The 25,653-nt window shown below is 68.4% G+C and carries 26 protein-coding genes and 1 pseudogene; 16 read left to right on the top strand and 11 right to left on the bottom strand.

Features of this window, described 5'->3' with window-relative positions; genetic code table 11:
- The first annotated feature begins 156 nt into the window (after positions 1-156).
- From ACREYQ_RS03345 to ACREYQ_RS03325, 5 genes are read left to right on the top strand one after another with little or no spacing between them, the layout of a single operon-like run.
- Entirely contained in the window at positions 157-1,320 is a 1,164-nt protein-coding gene (locus tag ACREYQ_RS03345; protein WP_432259381.1) for an AI-2E family transporter, read from the top strand.
- Positions 1,320-2,015 carry a paraquat-inducible protein A gene (locus tag ACREYQ_RS03340; RefSeq protein WP_432259380.1) on the top strand — a complete coding sequence of 232 codons (696 nt, stop codon included), beginning with the start codon at positions 1,320-1,322 and terminating at the stop codon, positions 2,013-2,015. Before ACREYQ_RS03345 ends, ACREYQ_RS03340 begins: the two co-directional genes overlap by 1 nt.
- Entirely contained in the window at positions 2,012-2,776 is a 765-nt protein-coding gene (locus ACREYQ_RS03335) for a paraquat-inducible protein A (protein WP_432259379.1), read from the top strand. Before ACREYQ_RS03340 ends, ACREYQ_RS03335 begins: the two co-directional genes overlap by 4 nt.
- Positions 2,763-4,418 carry an intermembrane transport protein PqiB gene (locus ACREYQ_RS03330; RefSeq protein WP_432259378.1) on the top strand — a complete coding sequence of 552 codons (1,656 nt, stop codon included), beginning with the start codon at positions 2,763-2,765 and terminating at the stop codon, positions 4,416-4,418. Before ACREYQ_RS03335 ends, ACREYQ_RS03330 begins: the two co-directional genes overlap by 14 nt.
- Positions 4,415-5,020: a PqiC family protein gene (locus ACREYQ_RS03325; RefSeq protein WP_432259377.1), complete on the top strand. Its 606-nt coding sequence runs from the start codon at positions 4,415-4,417 to the stop codon at positions 5,018-5,020. Before ACREYQ_RS03330 ends, ACREYQ_RS03325 begins: the two co-directional genes overlap by 4 nt.
- 121 nt (positions 5,021-5,141) lie before the next feature.
- On the opposite strand, the gene ACREYQ_RS03320 is transcribed toward ACREYQ_RS03325, so the two are convergent.
- Positions 5,142-5,702 carry a nucleoside 2-deoxyribosyltransferase gene (locus tag ACREYQ_RS03320; RefSeq protein WP_432259376.1) on the bottom strand — a complete coding sequence of 187 codons (561 nt, stop codon included), beginning with the start codon at positions 5,700-5,702 and terminating at the stop codon, positions 5,142-5,144.
- Between the two features lie 119 nt (positions 5,703-5,821).
- Here ACREYQ_RS03320 and ACREYQ_RS03315 point away from each other — a divergent pair, with 119 nt between their 5' ends.
- The 5 genes from ACREYQ_RS03315 (at position 5,822) to ACREYQ_RS03295 (ending at position 9,491) form a co-directional block, all read left to right on the top strand.
- Entirely contained in the window at positions 5,822-6,763 is a 942-nt protein-coding gene (locus ACREYQ_RS03315) for a 2-hydroxyacid dehydrogenase (protein ID WP_432259375.1), read from the top strand.
- 72 nt (positions 6,764-6,835) lie between these two features.
- Positions 6,836-7,030: a DUF1059 domain-containing protein gene (locus ACREYQ_RS03310; protein ID WP_013955718.1), complete on the top strand. Its 195-nt coding sequence runs from the start codon at positions 6,836-6,838 to the stop codon at positions 7,028-7,030.
- 225 nt (positions 7,031-7,255) lie between these two features.
- Complete coding sequence (gene modA / locus ACREYQ_RS03305) at positions 7,256-8,029, top strand: molybdate ABC transporter substrate-binding protein (RefSeq protein ID WP_432259374.1); 774 nt, start codon at positions 7,256-7,258, stop codon at positions 8,027-8,029.
- An 18-nt stretch (positions 8,030-8,047) separates the two neighbouring features.
- The gene (gene modB, locus ACREYQ_RS03300; protein WP_432259373.1) at positions 8,048-8,758 is read left to right on the top strand and encodes a molybdate ABC transporter permease subunit; all 711 of its coding nucleotides are present in this window, start codon (positions 8,048-8,050) and stop codon (positions 8,756-8,758) included.
- Positions 8,759-8,768: 10 nt separating this feature from the next.
- Positions 8,769-9,491, top strand: a complete 723-nt coding sequence (locus ACREYQ_RS03295; RefSeq protein ID WP_432259372.1) for an ATP-binding cassette domain-containing protein — start codon at positions 8,769-8,771, stop codon at positions 9,489-9,491.
- Here ACREYQ_RS03295 and ACREYQ_RS03290 read toward each other — a convergent pair.
- From ACREYQ_RS03290 to ACREYQ_RS03270, 5 genes are all read right to left on the bottom strand, one after another.
- The gene (locus ACREYQ_RS03290; RefSeq protein WP_432259371.1) at positions 9,461-10,000 is read right to left on the bottom strand and encodes a class IV adenylate cyclase; all 540 of its coding nucleotides are present in this window, start codon (positions 9,998-10,000) and stop codon (positions 9,461-9,463) included. The genes ACREYQ_RS03295 and ACREYQ_RS03290 overlap by 31 nt on opposite strands.
- 58 nt (positions 10,001-10,058) lie before the next feature.
- Positions 10,059-10,853 carry a TOBE domain-containing protein gene (locus ACREYQ_RS03285; protein ID WP_432259370.1) on the bottom strand — a complete coding sequence of 265 codons (795 nt, stop codon included), beginning with the start codon at positions 10,851-10,853 and terminating at the stop codon, positions 10,059-10,061.
- 106 nt (positions 10,854-10,959) lie between these two features.
- Positions 10,960-11,202 carry an RNA-binding protein gene (locus ACREYQ_RS03280; protein WP_432259369.1) on the bottom strand — a complete coding sequence of 81 codons (243 nt, stop codon included), beginning with the start codon at positions 11,200-11,202 and terminating at the stop codon, positions 10,960-10,962.
- A 73-nt stretch (positions 11,203-11,275) separates the two neighbouring features.
- Complete coding sequence (fabI, locus tag ACREYQ_RS03275) at positions 11,276-12,055, bottom strand: enoyl-ACP reductase FabI (RefSeq protein ID WP_432259368.1); 780 nt, start codon at positions 12,053-12,055, stop codon at positions 11,276-11,278.
- A 36-nt stretch (positions 12,056-12,091) separates the two neighbouring features.
- Positions 12,092-14,464 (bottom strand): DUF3141 domain-containing protein, encoded by a 2,373-nt coding sequence (locus ACREYQ_RS03270; protein WP_432259367.1) that lies wholly within the window; start codon positions 14,462-14,464, stop codon positions 12,092-12,094.
- A gap of 311 nt (positions 14,465-14,775) precedes the next feature.
- Between ACREYQ_RS03270 and ACREYQ_RS03265 the strand changes: the two genes are divergently transcribed.
- Together ACREYQ_RS03265 and ACREYQ_RS03260 are read left to right on the top strand one after the other, a co-directional pair.
- Entirely contained in the window at positions 14,776-15,759 is a 984-nt protein-coding gene (locus ACREYQ_RS03265) for a phosphate acetyltransferase (protein WP_432259366.1), read from the top strand.
- A 34-nt stretch (positions 15,760-15,793) separates the two neighbouring features.
- Entirely contained in the window at positions 15,794-17,029 is a 1,236-nt protein-coding gene (locus ACREYQ_RS03260) for an acetate/propionate family kinase (protein WP_432259365.1), read from the top strand.
- Position 17,030: 1 nt separating this feature from the next.
- Here ACREYQ_RS03260 and ACREYQ_RS03255 read toward each other — a convergent pair whose 3' ends face one another.
- The gene (locus tag ACREYQ_RS03255) at positions 17,031-17,858 is read right to left on the bottom strand and encodes a tyrosine-protein phosphatase (RefSeq protein WP_432259364.1); all 828 of its coding nucleotides are present in this window, start codon (positions 17,856-17,858) and stop codon (positions 17,031-17,033) included.
- A gap of 50 nt (positions 17,859-17,908) precedes the next feature.
- The gene (locus ACREYQ_RS03250) at positions 17,909-18,154 is read right to left on the bottom strand and encodes an RNA-binding protein (protein WP_432259363.1); all 246 of its coding nucleotides are present in this window, start codon (positions 18,152-18,154) and stop codon (positions 17,909-17,911) included.
- A gap of 422 nt (positions 18,155-18,576) precedes the next feature.
- On the opposite strand from ACREYQ_RS03250, the gene ACREYQ_RS03245 reads away from it, so the two are divergent.
- The 3 genes from ACREYQ_RS03245 to ACREYQ_RS03235 are packed head-to-tail and all read left to right on the top strand — an operon-like array spanning position 18,577 to position 21,911.
- Complete coding sequence (locus ACREYQ_RS03245) at positions 18,577-20,094, top strand: DASS family sodium-coupled anion symporter (RefSeq protein WP_432259362.1); 1,518 nt, start codon at positions 18,577-18,579, stop codon at positions 20,092-20,094.
- Between the two features lie 13 nt (positions 20,095-20,107).
- The gene (locus ACREYQ_RS03240) at positions 20,108-21,157 is read left to right on the top strand and encodes an Ldh family oxidoreductase (protein ID WP_432259361.1); all 1,050 of its coding nucleotides are present in this window, start codon (positions 20,108-20,110) and stop codon (positions 21,155-21,157) included.
- A gap of 58 nt (positions 21,158-21,215) precedes the next feature.
- Positions 21,216-21,911 carry a transglycosylase domain-containing protein gene (locus ACREYQ_RS03235; RefSeq protein WP_432259360.1) on the top strand — a complete coding sequence of 232 codons (696 nt, stop codon included), beginning with the start codon at positions 21,216-21,218 and terminating at the stop codon, positions 21,909-21,911.
- 24 nt (positions 21,912-21,935) lie between these two features.
- On the opposite strand, the gene ACREYQ_RS03230 is transcribed toward ACREYQ_RS03235, so the two are convergent.
- From ACREYQ_RS03230 to ACREYQ_RS03220, 3 genes and pseudogenes are all read right to left on the bottom strand, one after another.
- Positions 21,936-22,655, bottom strand: coding sequence for a TagF domain-containing protein (locus ACREYQ_RS03230; protein ID WP_432259359.1), 720 nt, complete (start codon positions 22,653-22,655; stop codon positions 21,936-21,938).
- Positions 22,652-23,452: a type VI secretion IcmF C-terminal domain-containing protein gene (locus ACREYQ_RS03225; RefSeq protein ID WP_432259358.1), complete on the bottom strand. Its 801-nt coding sequence runs from the start codon at positions 23,450-23,452 to the stop codon at positions 22,652-22,654. Before ACREYQ_RS03225 ends, ACREYQ_RS03230 begins: the two co-directional genes overlap by 4 nt.
- 77 nt (positions 23,453-23,529) lie before the next feature.
- Positions 23,530-24,501: pseudogene (locus ACREYQ_RS03220) on the bottom strand (RNA-guided endonuclease InsQ/TnpB family protein); the annotation flags it as partial.
- A gap of 89 nt (positions 24,502-24,590) precedes the next feature.
- On the opposite strand from ACREYQ_RS03220, the gene ACREYQ_RS03215 reads away from it, so the two are divergent.
- Complete coding sequence (locus ACREYQ_RS03215; RefSeq protein ID WP_432259357.1) at positions 24,591-25,649, top strand: ImpA family type VI secretion system protein; 1,059 nt, start codon at positions 24,591-24,593, stop codon at positions 25,647-25,649.
- Positions 25,650-25,653: the final 4 nt, after the last annotated feature.

The following is a 25,653-nucleotide window of genomic DNA, read 5'->3' as shown; positions in this document are numbered from 1 at the left end:
AACTTGGTCACCACGATATCGAGCGCACAGCGCAGCGATGCGGGACCCACAGTGACGTCTGCCCCACCCCGCGCCCCAGTTTCACATTCCCACCCCCGACGTAAGCTATATTTACGCCGTTCCCGTCACACCGGCGGGTCCAAGGGAGAGCCAACCATGAGTTCCGGCCAGTTAATTGAAAAAATCGCAGCCGTCTTTGCCCTGATCGTGCTGATCGGCGGCTCGCTGCTGGTGCTGGCACCGTTCACCACCGCGCTGCTGTGGGGCGCGATCCTGGCATTCAGCTCCTGGTACCCCTACACCGTGCTGTCGCGCTGGCTCGGCAACCGCCGCGGGCTGGCTGCCCTGATCTGCGTGCTGCTGGCCACGGTGGTCGTGCTCGGTCCGTTCGTCTACGCCGGCGCCAGCTTCTCCGCGCACCTGGACGACCTGTCCGCGCTGGTCGACCGCTACATGGAACACGGCCTGCCGCAACTGCCGGTCTGGCTGAGCAGCCTGCCCTTTGTCGGCTCCTACCTGCAAAGCTCCTGGAACAGCGTCATCAACGCCGATTCCGAGATGGTCTCCAACCTGCGCAAGCTGATCGCCCCGGTCGGCCACGCGCTGCTGGGGGCCGGCCTGTCGATCGGCGCCGGGCTGGGGCAGCTGGCGCTGTCGATCATCCTGGCGTTCTTCTTCTATACCGGCGGCGAGTTCGCCATCGCCTGGCTGCGCGCGGGCATGCGCCGCATTGCCGGCGAGCGCGCCGACCACCTGCTGGAACTGGCCGGCAGCACCGTCAAAGGCGTGGTCTACGGCGTGCTGGGCACGGCCTTCATCCAGGCGGTGCTGATGGGCATCGGCCTGTGGATCGCCGGCGTGCCGGGTGCGGCGATCCTGGGCTTCGTTACTTTCTTCCTGTCGGTGATCCCGGTCGGCCCGCCGCTGGTGTGGATTCCGGCCGCATTGTGGCTGTACCACACCGGCACCACCGGCTGGGCCATCTTCCTGGTGGTGTGGGGCGTGGGCGTGGTCGGCATGGCCGACAACATCGTCAAGCCGCTGCTGATCAGCAAGGGCACCGGCATGCCGCTGATCTGGATCATGCTGGGCGTGCTCGGCGGCGCGCTGGCGTTCGGCTTCCTGGGCGTGTTCATCGGGCCGACGCTGCTGGCGGTGGCCTATGCGCTGCTGCGCGACTGGACCATCGGCTCGCAAGGCGAACTGCATCACGACCTGAAGCAAGGCGCGGCGCTGGCCTCCGCGCCTGCACCTGCGGCCCCGGCCGTAGTCGACAATCCCGATGTCCCGCCGGCCGCCACCGGCAAGCATCCCGGCTGATGGCAGGACAAGAAACGCCGGCCGCGCCGGCAGCCGCAACCGCCGACACCTCGCCGGCGGAGCTGCACCGGATGGTGGCATGCGAATACTGTGACGCGATTTATGAGCGCACGCCGATCTCGCCCGGCGAGCGCGCGCTGTGCCTGCGCTGCGGCGGCCAGCTCTACCGCGAAAGCCGCCGCCAGTATCAGCGGCTGCTGCCGCTGGTCATCACCGCGCTGATCCTGTTCCTGGTTTCCAACGCCTATCCGATCGTCGAGATGGACCTGCAGGGGGTCCGCACCGAGACCACGCTGCTGGGCGCGGTGCAGGCCCTGTACACCGACAAGATGGGGCTGGTCGCGGCGCTGGTATTCGCCACCACCATCCTGTTCCCGCTGTCCGAAATGCTGATGATGGCCTACCTGCTGGTGCCGATGGCGCAGCACCGCATGCCGGCGGGCTTCGACCGCATCGTGCGCGGCATCCGCCAGACCCGGCCCTGGGGCATGATCGAAGTCTTCATGATCGGCGTGCTGGTCACGCTGGTAAAGCTGTCCACCATGGCGCGCGTGCTGCCCGGCATCGCGCTGTGGTCGTTTGCCGCGCTGGTGATCGTGCTGGCGGCGATGCTGTCGTTCGATCCGCGCGACCTGTGGCGCCATCTGGATACGCCCGATGACGACGCCGCGGCCGCAGCCGGGGAAAGCCGATGACGGACCCGCAGCAACCTCCGGCACAACCACCGGCGCAGCCACCCCGCCAACCGGGCGGGCGCCTGGCCCGCCCGCGCCAGCTGGCGCGCGAGGTGGTGGCCGAGCTCACCGACGACGACGAGAATACCCCGCTGCCGCAGGTGCCGACCGCGACCCGGCTCGGCCTGCTGTCGTGCCACGCCTGCGACCTGGTCAGCCCGCGCGCGCTGGAGGGCGAGCCCTGCCCGCGCTGCGGCGCCACCCTGCATCATCGCAAGCCCGACAGCCTGGCGCGCACCTGGGCCTTCCTGCTGGCCGCCTACATCCTCTATATTCCGGCCAATGTGCTGCCGGTGATGGTGACGCAGTCGATCCTCGGCGTGCAGCAGGACACCATCCTGTCCGGCGTGCTCTACCTGTGGCTGTCCGGCTCGCACATGCTGGCCGGTCTGGTGCTGATCGCCAGCATCATCGTGCCATTGCTGAAGATGGTGATTCTCACCTTCCTGCTGCTGTCCGTGCATTTCCGCTCGACCTGGCGGATCCGGCAGCAGACCCGGCTCTACGGGCTGGTGGAAGTGATCGGCCGCTGGTCGATGCTCGATATTTTCGTGGTGGCGCTGCTGGCCTCGCTGGTGCGGGCCGGGGCGCTGGCCACCATCATCCCCGGCGGCGGCGCCATGGCCTTTGGCGCGGTCGTGGTCATGACCATGATGGCCTCGCTCAGCTTCGATCCGCGCCTGCTGTGGGATTCGCTGGAAGACGACAATGCCCGACACTGACAACCAAGCCACCCCGCCCGCGGGCTCATCCCCGCCGGCACCGCCGGGCCTGCCGCGGCCCGAACGCCGGCGCCGCGCGCGCTGGCTGCCCTCGCTGGTCTGGCTGATCCCGATCGTCGCCGCGGTGGTCGGCATCTCGCTGCTGGTGCATACGCTGGCCTCGCGCGGGCCGGAGATCAGCGTCACCTTCCGCACCGCCGAAGGCCTCACGCCCGGCAAGACCGCGGTGCGCTACAAGGATGTCGACATCGGCCTGGTCAAGTCGGTGCGCCTGGCGCGCGACCGCTCGCACGTGGTGGCATCGATCGACCTGACCAAGGACGCCGAGAACTTCGCCGTGGCCGACACGCGCTTCTGGGTGGTGCGCCCGCGCTTCGCGGCCAGCGGCGTGTCGGGGCTGGAAACGCTGCTGTCGGGCGCCTATATCGGCGTGGATGCGGGCAAGTCGCAGGAATCCGCGCGCAACTTCAAGGGGCTTGAAGTGCCGCCGGCGGTGACCACCGACGCCTCCGGCAAGCAGTTCGTGCTGCGCGCCTCCGAGCTGGGCTCGCTCGATATCGGCTCGCCGGTCTACTACCGGCGCGTGCTGGTGGGCCAGGTGGTGGCCTACCAGCTTGATCCCAACGGGCGCGACCTCACGCTGCGCGTATTCGTCAACAAACCCTATGACAAGCTGGTCACCGCCGACACGCGCTTCTGGCATGCCAGCGGCGTGGACCTGAAGCTCGATGCCGGCGGACTCAAGCTGTCGACGCAGTCGCTGGTGACAGTGCTGCTCGGCGGTGTCGCCTTCCAGGCGCCGGACCACACCACCGCCACTGCCGCCGCGGCCGAGAACACCCAGTTCCTGCTGGCCAGCGATCAGGCCGAGGCGATGAAGGAGCCGGACGAGCTGGCGCCCACGCTGGCAGTGCTCAATTTCGACCAGTCGGTGCGCGGCTTGTCGCCGGGCGCACCGGTGGACTTCCGCGGCGTGATCGTGGGCCAGGTGCGTTCGATCGGCATCGAGTACCAGCGGGAAAAGAAAGCATTCCGCATGCCGGTGGTGGTGGAGCTGTATCCGTCGCGCATGGGCTTGCGCGAACGCGATGTGCTGGACCGCGAGCGCGCACGAAGGATCATCCTGGGCCTGCTGCAGCGTGGCATGCGCGCGCAGCTGCGCACCGGCAACCTGCTCACCGGCCAGCTCTACGTGGCGCTCGACTTCTTCCCGAAAGCCGCGCCGGCCAAGGTCGACCTGGACGCGCCGATTCCGGAGTTCGCCACCACGCCGGGCACCTTCGATCAGCTGCAGGCGCAGGTGGGAGACATCGTCAACCGCATCGACAAGGTGCCGTTCGACCAGATCGGCCAGGACCTGCGCACCACGGTGGCAAGCCTGAACAAGACCCTGGCCACCGCCGACCAGCTGGTGCAGCAGCTCAACGGCGACGTCGCGCCGCAGGTGCTGGCCGCGCTGCAGGACGCGCGCAAGACCCTGAGCGCGGCCAACGGCACGCTGGCGTCGGACGCGCCGCTGCAGCAAGACACGCGCCGCATGCTGCAGGAGTTGACGCGCACCGCCACGTCGCTGCGCGCGCTGACCGATTACCTGGAACGCCACCCTGAAGCGCTGGTGCGCGGCAAGCCGGAGAAAGAATGATGAAGCGCCTTCCTCTTACCTGCCTCCTCGCGGGCGCGCTGGCCGCGGCCGTGCTGGCGGGGTGCGCCTCGCCCGAGCCGCGCTACTACACGCTGGCGCAGGGCGCGGCCGCGCCGCTGCCGGCCACGACGACGCCGGCATCGACCAATACGCTATGGCTGGAAGTCGCGCCGGTGCGCGTGCCGGAGCGGCTCAACCGCCCGCAACTGGTAGTGCGCGATGGCGGCGACGCCGGCCTGCGCCTGCTGGACCTGGCGCGCTGGTCCGCGCCGCTGCCCGACGAACTGCGCGACGCGCTGTCGCAACGCCTGCAGTCCACGCTGGGCGCGGTCGACACCTATCAGCAGGGGCTGTCGGACGTGCAGCCGCTGTACCGGATCACCACCGAAGTGCTGCGCCTGGATGCCGACGTGGGCCAGCGTGCCGGCGCCACCATCAACTGGACCGTGCGGCGGCTGCCGGACGGCAAGGTAGTCAGCGGCCGCACCCAGGCAGAACTGCCGGCGCCCGGCGCGGTCGATGGCGTCGTCGCGGCGTATCGAGAGATCGTGGCGACTACGGCGACCGATATCGCAGCAGGGGTGCAGTCGCTGCGGCGCTAGCACCAGTCAAGGACCCAAGCAGTCGACGCAAGGCGATTGCGTCAGATTCACCACCGACCAGTCCCCTCTCCCGCAAGCGTCCCGCAAGCGGGAGGGGAGCAAACCAGCGGTGCGCACGCCGTCAGTCATCGCCCCACGCCGCCGCGTCGCGCTCGCGGCGCGCGGCGGCTTCAGCGGCACGCCGGTGCATCGCCTCGGCCATCGCCGCCAGGCATGCGGCGGCCCCGCCCTGCACCAGCTTCACCGAACAGGCCAGCATCAGGTTCTGGCCCAGGCCGAAGTCTTCCACCACGAAGCCGCGCGCATCCAGCGGCGTGCCGTCCGCATCGGTCGCCGCCGCGACGCGCTCGCGCAGCGTGCCCGCGTCGGCGCTGTAGCCCCACACCGGCTTCTGCAGCGCCACTGCAAAACCGACCTCGAACGCCGTGCCGGAATCCGGCTCGCCCGGCCCGCGGAAGTCATCCAGGTTGGCCATCACCATGTCCGCGCGGCGCAGCAGCGCGATATTGGCGTCGTAGATCCAGCGCGCGGTGTCGGGGCCGGACAGGCCCTCGGGCGCGGCCTTGTCGAGCGGATACAGGCCAGCGAAGCCATGCGCGGCGCACAGCGCCTTGAGGTGCTCGCCCCAGGCGCGCGCATCCTTGCGAAAGACGTCAAAGCCAGCCAGGTAGATGGTTTTCATGGCACGTGGAGTGAGCGTGGGGTGGACGAAAGCGGCGAGGATCGCAGCATAACCCAGCGCCTGCGCATTGCGGGTCCTTGCGCTACCATTGCCCGTCACCCCTTGCCTTCCGTCCTCCCATGTCCGCTTCCCAGATCCTCCAGGTCGGCCCGCTCGCGCCGCAGACCAATGCCATCCTGCAGCAACAGTACGGCGCTGCCGCGCTGTGGCAGCAAGGCGATCCGCTCGCGTGGGCACGCAGCGCGGGCCAGCAGGTGCGCGTGCTGGTGACCTCGGCGCGCCACGGCTGCAGCGCGGCGCTGATCGATGCGCTGCCGCGCCTGGAAGCCATCGTCAGCTTCGGCGTGGGCTATGACGCGATCGCGCTGGACGCGGCCCGTGCGCGCGGCGTCCAGGTCAGCAACACACCCGACGTGCTCAATGACTGCGTCGCCGACCTGGCCTTCGGGCTGCTGCTGGATGCGGCGCGCGGCATCGCCCATGGCGACCGCTTCGTGCGCGCCGGGCGCTGGCCGCAGGGCGGCTTCCCGCTGACCACGCGCGTGTCAGGCAAGAAGCTCGGCGTCCTGGGGCTCGGCCGCATCGGCGAGATCGTCGCGCGCCGCGCGCAGGGCTTCGACATGGAGATCGCCTACAACAACCGCCGCCCGCGCGAAGGCGCGCCGTGGCGCTTCGAGCCGGACCTGAAGGCACTGGCGTCATGGGCCGACTTCCTGGTGGTGGCCACCGTCGGCGGCCCCTCTACGGCGGGGCTGGTGTCGCGCGAGATCATCGACGCCCTTGGCCCCAAGGGCATCCTGGTCAATGTGTCGCGCGGCAGCGTGATCGACGAGGCGGCGTTGGTCGCGGCGCTGGTCGAAGGACGCCTCGGCGGCGCCGGCCTGGATGTGTTCCAGGACGAGCCCAACGTGCCGCCCGCGCTGCTGACGCTGGACCATGTCGTGCTGGCGCCGCACATGGCCAGCGGCACGCATGAAACGCGCGCCGCCATGACCGCGCTGACGCTGCAGAATCTGGACGCGTTCCTGGTTGGCGGCAAGGTGCTGACGCCGGTGCTGTAAGCGGCCTACCCGCGTGCCTATACTGGATGCACCGGCTCCAGCCCACTCTGCGGGCCGGCGTCAGGAGGCATCATGGCACGCAAGTTTATCGATTGCCGCGAGTTCCCGAGCGACACCCACTGCACGGTGGCAATGAGCGCCGACAGCGAGGACGAACTGCTCGAAGCCGCGGTCCAGCACGCGGTGGCGGTGCACCAGCATCAGGACACGCCTGAGCTGCGCACCCAGTTGAAATCGTTGTTCAAGGAAGGCATGCCGCCGGCCTGAGACCGGCGAGGCTGGCGCCGGACAGGTGCCAGCCCATCCTCCCTCCCGGGGCGCATTCGCAGCTCCTGATACCGCACTTATGCCGATCCGAATACCCATGACGCCCGTCATGGCGCATCATTGACGCATCGCTATATACAGACGTATATTGCGCCTGACAGTCCACCTGCTTGCGCCCTGCCGCTCATATCGCACATGCCGGCCGGCCGATTCCCGAGGATCACAATGTCTGCCCTCCGTTCCCGCCGCCGCGGGTTCCTGCTGGCCGCCTCCGTCGCCATGCTTGCGCTGGCCGCCCCGCCCGCCTTTGCCGCCGACCTGGTGGTGTCCGCCGCCGCCAGCCTGACCAACGCCTTCAAGTCGCTGGCCGGGTCGTTCGAGCGCGCTCATCCCGGCACGCACGTGGTGCTGAACTTCGGCGCCTCCGACGTACTGATGCAGCAGATCATCAAGGGCGCGCCGGCCGACGTGTTTGCCTCGGCCGACCAGGAAGCGATGAACAAGGCCGAGGCCGAAAAGGTGATTGCCCCGGCATCGCGCCGCAACTTCGCCGCCAACCAGGTGGTGCTGATCGTGCCCGCCGACAGCACGCTGGGCATCAGCAAGCTGCAGGACCTGACGCGCCCGGAAGTCAAGCGCATCGCCTACGGCAACCCGGCCTCGGTGCCGGTAGGCCGCTACACCCGCGGCGCGCTGGAAACGGCCGGGCTGTGGGGCGCTGTCGCCGCCAAGGGCGTGCCGGCGCAGAACGTGCGCCAGAGCCTGGACTACGTGGCACGCGGCGAGGTCGAGGCCGGCTTCGTCTTCGCCACCGATGCCGCGGTGATGCCTGACAAGGTCAAGGTCGCCGTGCAGGTGCCCAGCCAGACGCCGGTGACCTACCCGATCGCCGTCACCAGCCAGACGCGCCAGCAGAAGGAGGCGGCTCAGTTCGTCGACTACGTGGCCTCGCCCGAAGGCCAGGCCATCCTGTCGCGATTCGGCTTCCATAAGCCCTGACCTAGGCCTCGCCGCACCATGGACGCCGTCTGGGTACCGCTGCTGCTGTCGCTGAAGGTGGCCGGCTGGGCCACCGCGCTGAATGCCGTGCTCGGCGTCGGCGCGGCCTGGGCGCTGGCGCGCTGGCGCTCGCCGCTGCGCGATTTGGCCGACGCGGTGCTGACGCTGCCGCTGGTGCTGCCGCCCACGGTGCTGGGCTACTACCTGCTGGTGCTGGTGGGACGCCGTGGCGTGTTCGGCGAGTGGCTGGCGCGCCTGGGCATCGAACTGGTCTTCACCTGGCAGGGTGCGGTGCTGGCCTCCACCATCGTCGCCTTCCCGCTGGTGCTCAAGTCCGCGCGCGCGGCCTTTGAAGGCGTGGACCATCAACTGGAAAACGCCGCCCGCGTGCTGGGCGTGCCCGAGGCCGGCATCTTCTTCCGCGTCACGCTGCCGCTGGCCGCGCGCGGCATCATCGCCGGCGTGCTGCTGGCCTTTGCGCGCGCGCTGGGCGAATTCGGCGCCACGCTGATGATCGCGGGCAACCTGCCCGGGCGCACGCAGACGCTGTCGGTCGCCATCTATGAGGCGGTGCAGGCCGGCGACGACAATACCGCCAACCTGCTGGTGCTGGTGACCTCGCTCACCTGCGTGCTGCTGCTGGTGATTGCCGGGCGCCTGGTGCCGGCCGCCGCGCGCAATCCCGCTGAACTCTATGAACGCCGGCGCCTGCGCCCGCGCACACGCTGAGCCGCCCGCCATGAGCATGCACGTCAGCATCCGCAAGCAGATGGTCTCGGCCGACCGCCACTTTGCGCTGGATATCGATTTCGATTCGGCCAGCCGGCGCATTGCGCTGTTCGGGCCATCGGGCGCGGGCAAGAGCCTGACGCTGCGCGCCATCGCCGGCCTGCTGGCGCCGGACAGCGGCAGTATCGTGCTGAACGGCCGCACCCTGTTCGACGCGGAAGCCGGCATCGACGTGCGTCCGCAAGAGCGCCGCGTGGCCTACCTGTTCCAGGAATACGCGCTGTTCCCGCACCTGACCGTGGGCCAGAACATCGCCTTTGGCCTGATGCGCGGCTGGCGCAACCCGCGCCGCGGCGCCGCGCACCCCGAAGCGCGGCGCTGGATCGATGCCTTCGGCCTGGCCGAGATCGCCGGCAACTACCCGGCGGAGATTTCCGGCGGCCAAAAGCAGCGCGTGGCACTGGCGCGCGCGCTGGTGGCGCAGCCCGATATCGTGCTGCTGGATGAACCCTTCTCCGCGCTGGACCCCGCGCTGCGCGCGCGCATGCGCGCGGAGTTGCGCGCGCTGCAGGCCAGCCTGGACGTGCCGATGCTGGTGATCTCGCACGACCCCGCCGACGTGGAAGCCCTGGGCGACCACGTGCTGGAGATCCGCGAAGGCCGCATCTTCGGCAGCGGCACCAGCCGCCACCATCCGCCGGTCTACGCGCCGGTGTCGGCGCGTGTGGCCTGAGCCGCGCGCAGCAGGTCGACGTAGGCGCCCTCGATCAGGCTCGACGCAGGAATGCCCAGGTGCGCCAGCAGCGCGTGCGCCTCGGCCACGCCGTCGTCCACGCTTTCCTCGTCGGCCAGCACCACTTCCAGCTCCAGGAAATCACCCAGCGCCTCGACCCGGTCCAGGTGCACGCGCGTGCGGCCGGCCAGGTACAGCGTGCGCAACTTGCGCACCCGCCCGCCCTCGCCATGGGCGGCGGCCAGCGCCGCGCGCAGCGTGGCGGGCGATTGCGTCGGCGACAGGATGTAGAAGCTCTCCTTCGGCCCCGCTTCGTCGGCGCGCGCATAGAAGATCAGCTCGCCGCGGTCAGGCGCGAACTCGCGCAGCTTGAGCCGGCCGTTGGCGCAGGGGAAAAAGGTATCGTCCTGGCGGATGTATTCGGGCCCGCTGTCCGCCAGTGCTGCCGCATGCGGCAGCACTGCTTCGATGGTGTCGATGCGGGCCTTGATTTCAATGTTTCTTGGCATGTTCTCATTTTTTGTGCGATCCACCCGGCAGCCGCCGCGCGGCAATTACCCTGGCGCGCTACGCCACGACCCCCAGGATCACGCTTGACGCCTTGAACACCGCCAGCGCAGCTACCCCAACCTCAAGCCCCAACGCCTCCACACTCCCGTTGGTCACGATCGCCGCAATCGTGCCGCCGCCGTCGAGCTCCATCACTACCTCGGCATTCACCGCCCCAGGCATCACGCGCGATACCACGCCCGGCAGCTGGTTGCGCGCCGACAGCCGCATCCCCGGATCGGGCAGCCCCACCAGCACCGACGATGCCTTGATCAGCGCAAACGCCTCCGTGCCCTCGGCCAGTTCCAGCGTCTCGACGCTTTCGTGCGTGATGGTGGACACCACCCGTTGCCCGCCGGGCAACTCCAGCACGACTTCATCATTGACCGCGCCGCCGCGCACGCTCGCCACGCGTCCGAACAGCTTGTTGCGCGCACTGGTCTTGATCATCATTCGCCTCATCAGGTGGATATCGTCGGCCGCGCCCTCGCCCAGGCGCGACAGCTGCGCGACAAAGCGCCGGTGTTCGTCCTCGAGTGCGCGATAGGTGCGGATCAGCTGCTCACCGCGCGCGGTCAGGCGCGTGCCGCCGCCGCCCTTGCCGCCGGCGGCGCGCACCACCAGCGGCTCGCCGGCGCTGTTGTTCATGGCATCGATGGCGTCCCACGCGGCCTTGTAGCTGATGCCGACCGCGCGCGCGGCCGCGGTGATCGAGCCGTGTTCGCCGATGGCGGCGAGCAGCGCGATGCGGTCCTTGCCGCCCCAGTCTTGCGAGCCGGAGCGGAACCAGATGGCTCCCTGGAGTTCAAGCATGGATGTCGGACGCCGCTGGCCAGCGCCGCAATGAAGTCGGAAACGCGGCTATGGTAATCCGATTTGCCGACCGGTCCAGTGCACTCAGAACCCATTTCATGGGTTCTTAGTCCTGGTGCGCCGGGATATACCAGCGCATGATGCTGCCGGCAAAGTACTGGCGGTCGAACCGGCGCAGCAGGCGCCAGGCGGCAAACGGGTCGATATCCAGATCCACCCACGCCCACGGATGGTCGGGATCGCCCTCGCGCACGATTTCCACGGACTTGACCGGGGCATGACCCTTGAGCTTTTCCTGCAGCATGTCTTCGGTCACATCGCGATGCAAACCCCGGATCAGTACCTGCATGGATTCTCCCCATCGGCGCCCCTGTCTGCATTGTAGGCGCCGCCTGCGCCGTGTGCCGACGGTCCGGCGCGCGCTACGCCATGATGTGCACGCCACCATCCACGTACACGGTATTGCCCGAAATGCGGCGCGCATACGGCGTGGCCAGGTAAGCGGTGGCGAAGCCTACGTCCATGATGTCGACCACCTCGCCCAGCGGCGCGCGCCCGGCGGCATCGGCCAGTAGCAGGTCGAAGTCTTTCAGGCCCGAGGCCGCGCGCGTCTTCAGCGGCCCCGGCGAGATGGCGTGGACGCGGATGCCCCTGGGCCCCAGTTCATGCGCCAGGTAGCGGCAACTGGCCTCCAGCGCCGCCTTGACCGGCCCCATCAGGTCGTAGTTGGGCACCACGCGGCTGGCGCCTTCATAGCTCATGGCGAACAGGGTGCCGCCCTGCGTCATCAGCGGCACGGCCAGGCGCGCCATGCGCACGAAGGAGTGGCATGAGATGTCCATGGCGCGCGCAAAGCCTTCAGCCGACGAATTGAGCAAGCCGCCCTGCAGGTCGGCCCTGGGTGCGAAGGCGATCGAGTGGACCACCGCGTCGAGCCTGCCCCATACGCTCTCGATACGCGCGAACAGCGCTGCCATCTGCCCGGGGTCTTCCACGTCCAGCGGCATCAGGATCGACGCCTGCACGGCCTGGGCCAGTGGCGCGACGTGCGGATAGGCCTTGTCGTTCAGGTAGGTCATGGCAACTTCCGCGCCCAGTTCGCGGAAGGCGCGGGCGCAGCCCCAGGCGATCGACTCGGCATTGGCCACGCCGACCACCAGCACGCGGGTGCCGGCAAGCGGCGGATTGGATACGTTGACCATGGCGCCTCCTGTCGCACCGGATACGGTGCGCGACCCTCAACTGCGCGGCCGCGTGGTGCGCGGCGCGGCCTTGCGCTTGCCGGTGGCGCGCGAGGCCTGCGGCTTGCCGTTCCCGGCGTGGCTGGGGGCCATTGCGGCATCCGCCGGACCCACGGCTGCATCGCCAACTGCGGGTGGATGACCGGTGCCCATCACGTCGGCGACTTCGCGAAAGCGCGCCAGCCACTCGCCCTCCAGCGGGCCGCCGACGGTTATCACGCGATGCGCCGCCACCATCAGCTTGCGGCGCGTTTCGCGGTCCGGCACCAGCGCCGGCAACGCGCGGATGGCGCGCTGCGGATCGAGCCCGACGATAAAGCTCTGCTGGCGCACGGCCGTCTTGAACGCGGCCAGGTCGGCATGGCCGCCGGCTTGCGCGGTGGCTGGCTGCTGTTCGCGCGCAATGCGGCGCAGCAGGTTGAACGGCCGCTCCTCGATCGCGCTGGCGTGTTCGGCCACGTAGGCCAGCACACGCACAAAGGCCTCCAGTGCGCCGCCCTGCCCGATCGCCGCCTCGGCATCATGCAGCCGGCGCGCGGCCAGTTCCTTGCGCAGCGCCACGGTGACGGGCGATTCCAGGTTGACCGGCGCCTGCGCGCGCAGGCCCACCAGTGCCGCCATCGCCGGCGATTCATAGATCGCCTCGAAGGTCCGCTCGTACCAGGCATCGCGCAGCTCGCGGAAGTGGTCGAGCGCGCTGACGATCTGCGCCGAGGCCGCCTGTTCCAGCGTCAGCAGCGGATTATCCCGCGCTACCGGCGCGCGATGCTCGCGCACCAGCGGTGCCAGTGCGCCGATCCACGCCATCCACGGGTTCGCGTCGGTCGCCAGCGAGCGCTCCAGCCGCGCGGGATGCAGCGCGCGCAGCCACTGCGCGCTCAGTTCGCTGGACATGGCGCGCACCCATGGCGAGGCAAAGGTGTCATAGATGTGCTGGTTGATCTCGGCCACGCGCCGCACCACCTCGAAGGCGCGCTCGTCGTCGCGGCCGTCGTCCAGCGCCAGGATGTCGGCGATGGCGCGGCGCTCGAAGCGCACCAGGTAGCGGCCTTCGACCAGGTCGCGATGCCGCAGGTCGGGAGCGATGTCTTCGATCTTCGCCTCGTACAGGCCCGGCGGCAGCACGTCGATCAGGTCCAGCGCGCAGAACAGTTCGCTGTGCTCGCGGTTGGCCACGCCCGCGGAAACAAAGATGCCCAGGTGGCCCACGGTCGGGTGCAGGCAGTAGACGATCACCTGGTCGTTGGCGACCAGCTCTTCGTCGCTCGCATACAGGTCCGGAATCCAGTTCAGCGCCTGCTGCGGCGGCGTGATGTTGTCCCCCCAGGACGCAAAGACGATCACCGGCGAGCGCACGTTGCGCAGGTCCACCACGGTCTTGCCGTCGGTGCTGCGCACCTCGCCCGCGGTGAGCCGGTTGCCGACGAACAGCTGCTGCACGATCCAGTCGATCTCGGCGCGGTTCATCAGGAAATGGCCGCCCCACCAGCGCTCGAAGTCAAGGAAGCGCGGGCCTTCGGTGTCGGCCTGCGCATAGACATCGTAGCGCTTCTTCCACAAGGTATTGGCGGGATTGAGCTGCTCGAAGTTCTCTACCAGCCAGGCGCCGTCGAAGCGGCCATTGCCCAGGTCGGCAGTCAGCGATGCCAGCCACGAGCCGCCCAGCAGGCCGCCGCTGTAGCGCATCGGGTTGCGCCCGCGCACGCCGGACCAGTACGCCAGCGGCGCGCCGGCCAGCAGCAGCGGGCCGGCGCGCTCCGGCGCCACCGCGGCCAGCATCATCAGCGCCCAGCCGGCCTGGCAGTTGCCGATGACGAAGGGCTTGCCGGGCGCGTCCGGATGGCGTTCGCCGACGATCTGGAGGAAGGCGGCTTCGGCGCGCGCCACCGATTCGATGGTCTGGCCCGGGCAGGGCTCATGGAAGAAGGTGATGAAGTAGCACGGATGGCCGGTGCGCAGCGCGATGCCGATCTCGCTGTCGGCCTTGAATCCGCCGATGCCGGGGCCGTGGCCCGCGCGCGGGTCGATCACGACGAAGGGGCGCCTGGCGGGATCGGTCGGGCTGTCCGCCGGCGGCACGATGCGCAGCAGCGCGTAGTTGGCGGGCTCCGGCAACGCACGGCCATCGGCCAGCAGTTCGTGCTCGAACACCAGCACGGGCGGCATGCCCTCAAGCTCATGCTCAGCGGACTCGTTGCCGCGCTGGCGCAGGATGTCGAGCAGCAGCACGGTGCGCTGCCAGGCGTCCAGTGCGTACTCCAGCACCGGTTGCGCCAGCGCCGCGAACGGACTGGCGTACGCGGGCAGACTGGTGAAGGTAGAGGTGGCGGTGCTGTCCTGCGGCAGGACGGCGCGTTCGCGTGCGGTCATTCCACTCCCCTGGTGGGCGCCCCGCCGGCACGTCCGCGGGCTTGGCGGCGCGGCCGGAGTGACGCATGTTGCCTTGCAACAAAAACAAGCGTACCAGCCGCTGCCGCGCGCTGCAACCCGCGGACGGGTGGCGCGAAATGGCGCACTGCCGGCGGGGCGCCCGGCCACCAGCGCGACAGAATCGTCGCCTATACTGGCGCGGTGCGCTTTGCGCATCGCAGCAATCCTGGCTTGCGCGCGGCCGGCGCCAGGCTCGACGTCCATGCACAGGCCGGGTACCCTGGCCGCTGCTTCGCTCACGGAACATCGTCATGACCGCTGTCTCGCCTGCCCTGTCCGAACTTGCCGCGCCCGCCGCCGAATCGCCGGACAAGTACGCCACGCTGCTGGCGCGCTGCGCCGGGCTGCCGCCCATCCCCACCGCGGTGGCGCATCCGTGCGACGCCGCCTCGCTGGGCGGCGCCCTGCAAGCGGCGGAGCTGGGCCTGATCGTGCCGATCCTGGTCGGGCCCGCGGCACGCATCCGGCAGGTGGCCGCGGAGCACGGCATGGCGCTGGGCGACACCGTCGTCATCGACACACCGCACAGCCACGCCTCGGCCGAACGCGCGGTCGAAGCCGTGCGAGCCGGCGACGCCGAACTGCTGATGAAAGGCAGCCTGCATACCGACGAACTGCTGCACGAGGTTACCGCCTCGGCCAGCGGCCTGCGCACCGGGCGGCGGCTGTCGCATGTGTTCGCGATGGACGTGCCGCGCTACCACAAGCCGCTGTTCATCACGGATGCCGCGGTCAACATCTTCCCCACGCTCAACGACAAGGCCGATATCTGCCGCAACGCCATCGACCTGCTGCGCATGCTGGGCATCGAGCGGCCCAAGGTGGCGGTCCTGTCCGCGGTGGAGACCGTCACCGACAAGATCCCCTCCACCATCGACGCCGCCGCGCTGTGCACCATGGCGCGGCGCGGCCAGATCACGGGCGGCGTGCTGGACGGCCCGCTCGCCTTCGACAACGCCATCAGCCGCGAAGCCGCCGTCACCAAGGGCATCGACTCCGACGTGGCCGGCGACCCCGACATCCTGCTGGTGCCGGACCTGGAAGCCGGCAATATGCTGGCCAAGCAGCTGACCTTCCTGGCCGGCGCCGAAGCCGCCGGCATCGTGCTGGGCGCGCGCGTGCCCATCATCCTCACCAGCCGGGCCGACAGCGTGCGCGCGCGCATCGGCAGCTGCGCCATCGCGGTGCTGGTGGCCCATGCGCGCCGCTGCGCCGAAGCCGCGGCGCAGGTCTGAGCCGGGCTATGCCAACCCACGGAGCCTTTCCAGCGTGACTGCCATCCAACCCGCCGTGCATCCCGTCATCCTCGTCGTCAACGCCGGTTCGTCCAGCGTCAAGGTCTCGGTCTACGCCGTGCCCGACGCCGCGCATGGCAATGCCGACATCAACCCGGTGCTGAGCGCGCACGGCCAGATCGAAGGCATCGGCGTGGCGCCGCGCCTGACCGCGCGCATGGCCGACGGCCGCGTAGTGGCCGACGAGACCTTCCCGCAAGCCCAGGTGGCCGACCACGACGCCGCCTTCCGGCTGGTGCGCCTGGTGCTGAGCGTGGGCCTGCGCGACAACCCGCCGGTGGCGATCGGCCATCGCGTGGTGCATGGCGGCGCCGACTACGCGCAGGCCGTGCGCATCGACGACGCGGTGATCACAAAGCTGGAGGCGCTGGTGCCGCTGGCGCCGCTGCACCAGCCGCACAACCTGACCGCGATCCGCGCGGTGCGCCAGGCCGTGCCGGACCTGCTGCAGGTGGCCTGCTTCGACACCGCTTTCCACGCCGGCCACGACGTGCTGGCGCAGTTGATGGCGCTGCCCTATGCCTACTATGAGCGCGGCATCCGCCGCTATGGCTTCCACGGGCTGTCGTACGAGTACATCGCGCGCCGGCTGCGCCAGGTCGCGCCCGACCTGGCCGAGGGCCGCGTGGTCGTGGCGCACCTGGGCAACGGCGCGAGCCTGTGCGCAATGCGCGATGGCCGCAGCGTGGACAGCACCATGGGCCTGACCGCGCTCGACGGCCTGCCGATGGGCACGCGCTGCGGCTCGGTCGATCCGGGCGCGCTGCTGTGGCTGGCGCAACAGGGCATGCAGCCGGCGGCGATCCAGGCGATGCTGTACCAGGAATCGGGGCTGAAGGGACTGTCAGGCGTAAGCAGCGACATGCGCGCGCTGCTGGCCAGCGATGCGCCGCGCGCGCGGCTCGCGGTGGACTTCTACGCCTACCGCGCCGCGCAGGAAATCGGCAAGCTCGCGGTCACGCTGGGCGGGCTCGATGCGCTGGTGTTCACCGCGGGCATCGGCGCCAACTCGCCGCCGGTGCGCGCGCGCATTTGCGAACACCTGGCCAGCCTGTTCGGCATCGCGCTCGATGGCGGCGCCAACGGCGAGAACAGCCAGCGCATCAGCCGCGACGACAGCCGCGTGCCGGTGCTGGTGCTGCCCACCGATGAAGAAGGGATGATCGCGCTGAGCACCGCCCGCATCCTGCGCGACAGCAGCAAGCTCTGAGTCAGCCAGCCAGGTAGTGCTGGCGCAGCTGCGCGACGTCAACTGCCAGCGCGTCGCGCAGGTAGTTGTCGACGCTCCCCCAGGCCGCATCGATGGCCTGCATCGAGGCATCGAGATAACTGGCCCGGACTTCCAGCAGCGGCATCATCACCGCGGGGTCCACGCCGAGCCCGGCCATGCGCGCCAGCGCCGATTCATTGAACTGTGCGTTGCGCTGGTTCGATTCCAGGTAGTTGGCGAGGATATCGTCCTGCGCCACCCCCAGCGCCGCCAGCAGCAGCAGCGCGGCAAAGCCGGTGCGGTCCTTGCCGGCGGTGCAGTGGAACAGCAGCGTCTTGCCGCCCTGCGCCGTGTGCATGAAGCCGCCGAAGGCTTCGCGGTAGCGCACCGGGAAGTCGCGGTAGACCTCCAGCATGAAGGCATCCATCCGCGCCGGCGTGCCGGCGCGCAGCCGCGGCATCAGCACCTCCATCGCCATGCTGCCTTCCAGCACCGGCACCGCCTTCCAGTGGAAGCGCTGGCCGAAGGCGGCTTCGTCCGGCGACTTCTCGCCGGGAGAGCGGAAATCCACCACCAAGTCGAGCCCGAGCGCCTGCAGCCGGTCCAGGTCCGCGGCGCTGGCCAGCGCCGGGTTGCCGCTGCGGTACAGGCGGCCCTGGCGCACGCGGCGTCCGCCTGCGCCAGCCAGCCCGCCGAGGTCGCGCGCATTGCTGATGGTGTCGAATGCCAGGTCTTGCAGGCCCTGCTCGCTGCCCGCGTCCGCAGCCGGAGCCTGCGGCACGACCGCATTGGCGTGCAGGCATCCCGCGCGTTGAAGCCACTTGATCATGGTTGTTTCCCGATTGTCCTTGCCATGCGGGCCGATGCCGTGCCGGCGCTTCAGCGCGCGCGGTACGCCGGCACATGCCCGCGCAGGCGGCCGCCCGCGATATAACGCCGGTCCAGCCGCGCCACCAGCTTCCACACCGTCAACGCACTGGCATCGATATCGACCCGCGCCCACGGGTGCCTGGGGTCGCCGGCTTCCACCAGTTCCACCGAACGGATCTTCGCATACCCCGCCAGCGCCTTGCGCAGCGCCACCGCATCCAGCCCCGCCTTTAGTCCGCGTACTAAAACCTTCATGGTCGGCTCCAATTATTTCAGATCACTCCCGCTCATGCATCACCCGGCGGGGCCATCGCGGCACGCTTGAGCACACGACCCGCCGCCAGGCCTTATGTGGCGAGCCTCTCACTCGTATGACGCCTGCGGCGGCCTGTGAATCCGCTAACCACGCATGGACTTGATCTTGCTCATGACAGGCGGAAATAGGATGGAGTCGCCCTCGACATGGCCGGCTACCAGTCACAAAATTCCTATCATGTCGAACGCGGCGGCCGCGTCAGAAGCCAGGCCGCTCCGGACACACCGCACACGGTTGCCGGCTCGCGACCGACATCTGCCTGCCGGCGCCAACCCGGCACGCCACGCCGTCCGCCGCGAGCCGCCCGCACCCGGAGTGCCTGGATACCCGACCAGGATCACCAACCACAAGGATGCCGGCGATGCCAGAGATTCCCGCCCCCAACCCTTCCGCCCCGGCCGCGCAGGCCACGGCCGCGCCTGCACCGAAGCTCACCCTGCACTGGGGACTGTTCGCGGCATTAGCCGTGCTGATCGCAGTCCTGGCGATCCCGCAACCCGAAGGCCTGACCGTCGCCGGCCAGCGCATGCTGGCGATCCTCGCCTTTGCCATCGTGGTGTGGATCACCGAGGCGGTGTCGTACGAGACCAGCGCCATCATGATCACCTCGCTGATGGCGGGGCTGATCGGCTTTGCGCCGACCGTCAACGATCCCTCGGTGCAATACGGCACCTCGAAGGCACTCGGCATGGCGCTGGCCGGGTTCTCGAATACCGCGCTGGCGCTGGTCGCTGCAGCGCTGTTCATTTCCGCGGCCATGACCGTGACCGGGCTGGACCGGCGCATCGCGCTGGTGACGCTGTCGGCCATCGGCACCAGCACGCGCCGCATCCTGATCGGCACGATCGCCGTCACCATCGCGCTGAGCCTGGTGGTGCCGAGTGCCACCGCGCGCAGCGCCTGCGTGGTGCCGATCATGATGGGCGTGATCGCTGCCTTCGGGGTCGACAAGAAGTCCAATATCGCCGCCGGCATCATGATCACGGTGGCGCAGGCCACCAGCATCTGGAACGTCGGCATTCAGACCGCCGCGGCGCAGAACCTGCTGACGGTGGGCTTCATGGACAAGCTGCTCGGCGAGCGCATCACCTGGCTGCAATGGCTGATCGCCGGCGCACCGTGGGCCATCGCGATGTCGGTGGTGCTGTATTTCCTGGTGCGCTTCCTGCTGCCCGCAGAGACCGACGCCATCCCCGGTGGCAAGCAAGCCGTGCAGCGCGAACTGTCCGCGCTCGGCCCCATGAGCGCGCCGCAGAAGCGGCTGGCCGCGGTGTCGCTGGGCCTGCTGCTGTTCTGGGCCACCGAAGGCAAGCTGCACAGCTTCGACACCGCCACCGTGACCTTTGTGGGCCTGGTGATCCTGATGATGCCGCGCATCGGCGTGATGGACTGGAAGACCATGCAGCAACGCACGCCCTGGGGCACGCTGATCGTGTTCGGCGTCGGCATCAGCCTGGGCACGGCGTTGCTGTCCACCAACGCCGGCCAGTGGCTGGGACAGTTCGTGGTCACGAACTCGGGGCTGGCCGCGCATGGCACGCTGCTGGTGTTCGCGATCCTGGCGGCCTTCCTGATCCTGATCCACCTGGGCTTTGCCAGCGCCACCGCGCTGACCGCGGCGCTGCTGCCGATCCTGATCGCGGTGCTGCAGACGCTGCCCGGCGACATCAACCGCGTGGGCATGACCATGCTGCTGGGCTTTACCGTCAGCTTCGGTTTCATCCTGCCAATCAACGCACCGCAGAACATGGTGTGCCTGGGCACCGAGACCTTCAACGGCCGCCAGTTCGCGCGCATCGGCATCCCGGTCACGATCATCGGCTACGCCATGATGCTGCTGTTCGCAGCCACCTACTGGCGCTGGCTGGGCTGGGTCTGAGGCGGGACATGCCATGAAGATCTCCCTCTCCAGCGCCCGCCAGCTTGCCCGCGATATCCTCGCCGCGCAGCAGGTACCCGCCGACATCGCCGACGACGTGGCCGAGCACCTGGTCGAATCTGACCGCTGCGGCTATATCAGCCATGGCCTGTCGATCCTGCCCAACTACCGCACCGCGCTCGACAGCCACAGCGTCAACCCGCATGGCCGCGCCAAATGCGTGCTGGACCACGGCACACTGATGGTGTTCGACGGCGACGGTGGTTTCGGCCAGCATGTCGGCAAGTCAGTGATGCAGGCCGCGATCGAACGCGTGCGCCAGCATGGCCATTGCATCGTCACGCTGCGCCGCTCGCACCATCTCGGCCGCATGGGCCATTACGGCGAGATGGTGGCCGCCGCCGGCTTTGTGTTGCTGAGCTTCACCAATGTGATCAACCGCGCGCCGGTGGTGGCGCCGTTCGGCGGCCGCGTCGCGCGGCTCACCACCAACCCGCTGTGCTTCGCCGGGCCCATGCCCAACGGGCGGCCGCCGCTGGTGGTGGACATCGCCACCAGCGCCATTGCCATCAACAAGGCGCGCGTGCTGGCCGAGAAAGGCGAGCCGGCACCCGAACACAGCATCATCGATGCCGACGGCAACCCGACCACCGATGCTGCCATCATGTTCGGCGAGCACCCCGGTGCGCTGCTGCCCTTCGGCGGCCACAAGGGCTACGCGCTGGGCGTGGTGGCCGAGTTGCTGGCCGGCGTGCTGTCCGGCGGCGGCACCATCCAGCCGGACAACCCGCGCGGCGGCGTGGCCACCAACAACCTGTTCGCGGTACTGCTCAATCCCGCGCTGGACCTGGGGCTGGACTGGCAGAGCGCGGAAGTCGAGGCCTTTGTCCGCTACCTGCACGACACGCCGCCTGCGCCGGGCGTCGACCGCGTGCAGTACCCCGGCGAGTACGAGGCCGCCAACCGGGCCCAGGCGAGCGACACGCTCGACATCAACCCCGCCATCTGGCGCAACCTCGAGCGCCTGGCGCAGTCGCTCAATGTGGCGCTGCCCACCGCCTGAAACCATGGTCGCCGGCGGGGCTCGCGGCCTGCCGCGCGCGGCTGGCACAATACGTGCCATGAAAAGCCTCTGGTCCGCCTTCATCAAGCTGCTGGTGCTCGCCGTGATCGGCGGCGCGCTGCTGGCCGCCATCGCCATCCTGGCCGCCAACCGGCAGCTGCCGTCGCTCGATGCGCTCACTGCCTTCCGCCAGACGCCCGACTACGTTCCCATCGGCAAGATCCCGCGCGAGCTGACCGAAGCGGTGGTGGCGATCGAGGATGAACGCTTCTACGTGCATGACGGCATCGACTACATCGGCGTCATCCGCGCCGGCGTTGCCAACCTGTCGGACGAGCTGTCGCAGGGGGCATCGACCATCACCATGCAGGTGGCGCGCAATTTCTATTTGTCGCGCGACAAGACCTATACCCGCAAGCTGTACGAGGTGCTGCTGTCCTACCGGATTGAAAAGGCGCTGAGCAAGGACGAGATCCTGGAGCTGTATCTGAACAAGATCTACCTGGGACAGGGGGCCTATGGCTTTGCCGATGCGGCGCAGACTTACTTTGGCAAGCGGCTGGACCAGTTGACGCTGGCTGAGTGCGCGATGCTGGCCGGGCTGCCCAAGGCGCCTTCGGCCAACAATCCGGTGGCGAATCCCAGGCGGGCCCGGCAGCGGCAGGTTTATATCCTGAAGCGGATGCTGGAGCTTGGGCGAATTTCGCGGGGGGAGTATGACGGGGCGTTGCTGGAGCCGCTGAGGTTGAGGTGAGGTGGTGACGAGGCTGGCAGAGAATCAAAGTCCCGCAACAATTCGGCGAATGGAGGGAACACCGTCAATCTCGACAGCACAGTGGGCAGCGGACTGCCAAACGCTGCCAAGGCTGCCATCGCGCAACAGATCCGGGGGCCAGTCGCCGCGCATTGACTCTGGCCCGATAACGCCGTCGCTTGATGCGTCAGGCCGGGATGCATCGGCCAGCCGCTTGAGCGAAAGCTGGAACCGGTCACGCCAGCCAGGCCGGTGGTGGGCCCAGAGGGCGTCGACTACCCCGGCAAGGCCGGTTCGGTCCGCCACGCGCGTGTGGTCGCCCACGATTTGCACCAGATCAGTCAGCCACTGTGCGGGCGCGGCAAGGAGATGCGCGGCCCATTGGGCGCTTGCCGCTTGCCAGACCACCAGCGGATAGCGTCGCCCGACCCGGTCATGCGACGCCGCCACGACCCCGACCAGATAGCTGCTCTCGCTGGGGAACTGCAGCCCACGCGGGCGCAGAATGAAGAGGCATGGTTCAGACGGGCGCAATCGGGAATTGCCTGACAGGCAGGGCGGGGTCAGGTGCAGCCAATGCTGGACGTGGCCGCCCGCGGACGGTGACGCCGCCCTCGCCGGAAATTCGCCGTCCTGATGGTCAAACCAGCTCCGCCACACCTGCACCTGGTCCAGCGGCGCGTTGTGGCGCACAAAATCCCCTAGCCCAGGCAGCTTGCCGAAAATCGACGGTGCGGTGATCACCCCGACCTCCCGGGACACTGGAAGCCCTGCAGCAGCCCGGTGGTCCAGGGGTTGGCAAGGCTGCCGGTGTTGATATCGAGCTTTGCCTTGCGGCCGTCAAAGTCATACTCGGCAATGAAATGGCTGGCCGTGGCCGACCCCGCTAGCTTGCCCTTGGCAATCACGCGCATCAGCGCCCACGGGCCGCTGGCGGCCAGCGTTGAAGTATCCGGGCGAATCCGGGGGCTGGCAGTGATCTCGGCCCCTTGCCCCCCTCGCGGACCCGGCCATGTCACCTTGAGCGGGACCACCGGACCGTGCACATAGCGCTGACCTTGCCCGTCGAAGTCCAGGTTCAGCTCAACGATCTCGGGATCGAGTTCCACCACCTTCAGGTCGAGCTTCCAGGCCATCTTCTTCGCCCCCGGGTCCCGGAAGAACACTTCCCGGATCTCAGTGGCGCGCTGGAAAGGCACCAGACTCGGGCCAGCCACTGGCGGCACGTCGGGTGCGGTCAGCTTGTAGCGCCAAGGCGAGATAGTGGTATCCACGTGAGGCGCCAGCACCTTCTGGAAGAAGTCGTCCAATACTCCGCCCGCGGCGAAGACGCGCGCGAAGTCCTCCGGGTCCACGTCCTGCATCGATGCCGGCGTGAACGGATACTTGCCGTCGATAGCCCTGCGGCAGCTCTCGCCGATGATGGCGTCCATTTGCGCAATCAGGATATCGCCCACGCCCTTATTGACGTCCCTGGCCCCCTGTACAACCAGATCGGCGAGCACCGCCTTGAAAGGCGCTGGCAGCTTGGCCGCTTCCATGCGCAGCTGCTCCCCTGCGTCCGCCGGCGGCGGCAGATTCCGGGTACTCAGCGCGTTATTGGCGACTACCAGGCTGGATCATGTACAGCACCGCATTCACTGCAGATCCACTGCCTTATTCCGAGGTCTGCGATACCTTTCGGCCTCTCCGGCGGCATCGCGTCGCACGAAGAGCAGACCTGGGTGGTGAAACGTTCGTCGACTTCCTCGTACCACGCGCCATGCGCAATCGCCTTGTACGCGAGCATTGTGCGGAAGGACGACCAGCCCGCATCGAGGACGGACTTCGCCATGCTGGTCCTGGCGAGGCCGGCGGCATTCACATTACCCACCGCGATGTAGTCAAAGTCCCGCACGATGCGATGCGAGAGCTTGTGCGGGAAGTCGCGCCGCGCATTTTTGATGCGTGCATGGAGGTTCGTCGCCTGTCGTTTCTTGCGCGCACGCTGCGCCTTGGCAAGGGCTTGCTCGAGTTGGCCAAGGTGACGCGGATTCTCGATCTTCTCGCCGATGGAGAGTGTGGCAAGGTCCTTCAAGCCAAGATCGATGCCGACGCCGCGTGCCGGGGGCCGGGCCTGGGTGTCGGCAACTTCGATCACGATGTTCAGAAACCAGTTGCCTCGCGCATCGCGGGAGAAATTCGTGCCGTCCTTGATCTTGCCTTCGGGAAGGGGGCGGGAGTTGAACACGCGAAACGTATTGCCGGCAAAGCGGAATGCCTCGCCCGATCGCTTGAGATCCCGCCCCTTGAGCGGCACCCAGCCGAGCGACCTGCGGCTGCGATAGCGCAAATAGGGCCGGCGATGCTGGCTACGCGACTTGGCGTACTGCTCGCAAACCGCGTTGACGGTGCCGGAATGGATACGGAGTTCCTTGCTGCTGCCGGTCGTCAACACGTTCAGAACGAAACCCGTGGGCCATTTCTTGCCCCACTTGAGCGCGTGCTTCTGTGTGTCATTGCAGAAGTTCCAGACAAAGTTCACTGCGCGGCTCTGCTGATTGAGCAGGCCGTTCAGCGACTTCACCCGATGGCGATAGACGAGAAGCATGCCGGTCATTCTAATTTGGGATTGCTTGCTGCCGGCAGCACTCCTTTCACTCCCTGCCCTGAAGGGCGGGGTTTCTCGGAGCAAGTCAGATGAACGCCAAAGCCAAGGCCGTACCGGTGCCAAGACCTGACCTTCCCTTCCCAGAACTGCGGGACCCGGTCGCACCCGACAGGCCATGCGGTGACGACCTGGAGTACGACCCAGAGTTCGTCGTGCTACTGGCCAAGGCCACTCCGAAGGCAGACGCGCAGTATGGCAACTTCGTCAGCGAGCCAGAAGCCCTCAACTGGGCGGATCTGGAACGCGACTGCCGGCGCCTGCTCCTGCGCACGCGCGACATCCGCATCCTGGTGTTGTTGCTGCGCTGCCGTACCCGGCTAAGTCAGGCAAGCGGCCTGCGCGACGGACTCGCGACCATGGCGCAACTGCTGGCGAAGTGGCCCGATACCATCCATCCGCAAATGTTCGTCGATGGCGAGGCCGATCCCGCGATGCGCGCCAATGCGCTGGCCGCGCTGACCGACCCGGAGGGGCTGATGCGGGATGTGCGGGAGTTGACGATCACGGGTAACGCGGCGCTCCGGCTGCAGATCCGGGATATCGAGCGGTCACTCGGCGTGCCGCGGGCCGCGGACGCCCTCGCGCCGGAATCGGTGCGGCTGCAATTGCAGGATATGCGCCTGCAGAACAGCCCCGCCCTTGCGGCACTGGTCGAGGCCGCGGGCGAAGCAGCGGCCATTGACGCTTGGGCAAAAGCCAACCTCCGCCAGGACAGCCCCGACTTGAGCCCGCTACTCAAGCTGCTTGGCATGATGAAGAGTACGGCTGCGACCGCCCCGGCACCGCCTGTCGCTGCACCAAGCGCGCCACGACCCGAATTGCCTGTCGCTGCTCCTCCATGCGGCGATGCTTCTGGCGGACTTCCCCCTCCCACAACCGCGGAGCCCTCAGGCCCGTGCAATTCCTGGGATCGCGATGCCGCCCTGGCCGGCATCCGCGCCGCGCGTCAATGGTTCGAATTCCACGAACCCAGCAGCCCGGTGGCGCTGCTGCTCCGGCAGGCCGAGCGGCTGACCGGCAAGCGCTTCGATGAAGTATTCCAGGCGATCCCCGCCGACCTGGTGGAGCATTGGGCACAGGACACTTAGCGCG

Source organism: Cupriavidus sp. TMH.W2, assembly GCF_050847365.1.
Taxonomy (GTDB): domain Bacteria; phylum Pseudomonadota; class Gammaproteobacteria; order Burkholderiales; family Burkholderiaceae; genus Cupriavidus.
This window is presented reverse-complemented; position numbering and strand designations above follow the sequence as displayed.